The 1,836-nt window shown below is 38.9% G+C and carries 2 protein-coding genes; both read left to right on the plus strand.

Annotated features, from left to right (window positions below; genetic code table 11):
* Positions 1–325, plus strand: a 325-nt coding sequence (locus AC27JP_RS20260) for a DUF6966 domain-containing protein (protein ID WP_487117755.1), incomplete at its 5' end; no start/stop codon positions are given.
* Positions 326–835: 510 nt separating this feature from the next.
* Positions 836–1,462 (plus strand): hypothetical protein, encoded by a 627-nt coding sequence (locus AC27JP_RS20265; RefSeq protein ID WP_487117756.1) that lies wholly within the window; start codon positions 836–838, stop codon positions 1,460–1,462.
* The last annotated feature ends 374 nt before the right edge of the window (positions 1,463–1,836 follow it).

Here is a 1,836-nt window from a genome sequence, read left to right on the forward strand (position 1 = left end):
GGTGAATATGGGGCCAAGCACTCAAAAACTAGTTTTGGAGCTTGATAAAGGGGCAGAATTACTTCGATCTTGCTCAGAAAGTCAATGGGCTTCATGGTTCGAAAAATGTGCAATCCTTTTGCGTAATGGCCAATATAGAGGGATTGAAATGTTTGAGAGCGCATTTGGTGGAATGGGAAGTATAAATGATCTTGTTTTAACTCCAATAAACGGGCATACGATGCATGAGTCAGAAGTAAATTATTACAATGTAAAATTGCGTACTCATTTAACAGTAGCTCAGGACTTGATAAGGGTAATACGCAAAAATATGGTAGTGGAGTAAATTCACCTAACAAGGCAATCAAGTGGGACTGCTAAAGCTTGGCTCGGTTTCGCTTCGCTACACATTTTAGCCAAGCATTATCAGCCCCTTATTGGGGCGTTATGCGTCAGCTGCGAATTCGATTAAATTTATTGTTTTCAGCTGGAATTTTACAAAGGCTAGGGTGCTTGTTGCCGATTCATTGTTTTGGTAGTTTATGTGCCAATAGCGCTGTTTCAGCTTTTGGCTAAACAGTTTTTCGCCAAAGTATGTTTGGTGGCAAAAGTTGCTTTATTTAAGTGGCTCAAAAATTCATGGTTTGGTGTGTCGCGCTGCGTGGGAGTTCTTGTTTTCTACGGTCGGGCTGCCACGAAATCTTATATAAATGGCGTTGTTTGTGGTTATCGCAACCAGCGCATAACAAGGCGCTCAATGGGACGTTTAAAGTTTGGCTCGTTTCGCTGCGCTCACAATTTTAGCCAAACAGTAAACGCCTATTAGCTTGGCGTTATATTTAATAAAGGACGTTCAGTGCCAAACATCAAAGTTAGCCTATTCATTGCTTTAATCTTTTGTTTTAAAGTTTATTCTGCTGAGCTTAATAAAATTGAAGCCGAGTATGTCCTTTCCATAAACGGGGAAAAATCTCGTATTTCCACAAGCCAACAACGGAAAGTGAGTATAGAAGGCAAAGAGTATGATGTAGAGATTACTTTAGCTGATTACAAATTTTTTGATAATTATGGGTTAAGGTTTAAACTGCCAGTGAAAGCATCAGGCTATCTTGATGAAAGCAACGACGAAGTAGATATTTGGAATTTCGATTACCATGACACATTCATCATGTTGGCAATTTTAAAAAATTCGGATGCTGAATTAAACGAGGCATTTCTTGCGTCGCAGTTACAAAAAACCTCTAAACTTGTTGGTTTCTCTCTTGGAAAAATGTTTCCTGCCAAATATGAAAATTTCAAAGGTGTTGCCGCATTTGCTTCTATTGGTGAAGCTGAATTCTTAATTGAACAATATGGTTTTTCAAATAGTGACTTCAAATTTTTAGCTTATGTATACTCCCCTAAAATTGATAGGAAGCATTTAGACAGTAATAATGTTAACTGGAACTTTAAGAGAACCGTCTTCAATAGTGCAGAATATTAAATATAACAAGCTGTTCAAGCGGGACTGCTAAAGTTTGGCTCGGTTTCGCTTCGCTACACATTTTAGCCAAACATTATCAGCCCCTTAACAGGGCGTTATTTGGCACCACGAAATCAAGATAAATTTTATTTGTAAAAGCGGTGTTTTAATATAGGTTTGGTGTGTGGTTCATGAGTTTTCGCCATTATCTTTTTGGTGTTAACTAGCGAAGTTCATCCTCATTTGTCCATTGAGGTTGGCAGCGTTCGCTTCAATGGTTTTTGTAGGGTGGCTCAAAATTTACTGTTTAGTGTGTCGTGGTGCTGGGCACTTTGGGTTTCTACGGTCGGGCTGCCAGTTTTGTAAAAGTTCTTGTTATCGTTGGTAGGTTTCCA

This window comes from Colwellia sp. SU-HH01172, assembly GCF_057553355.1.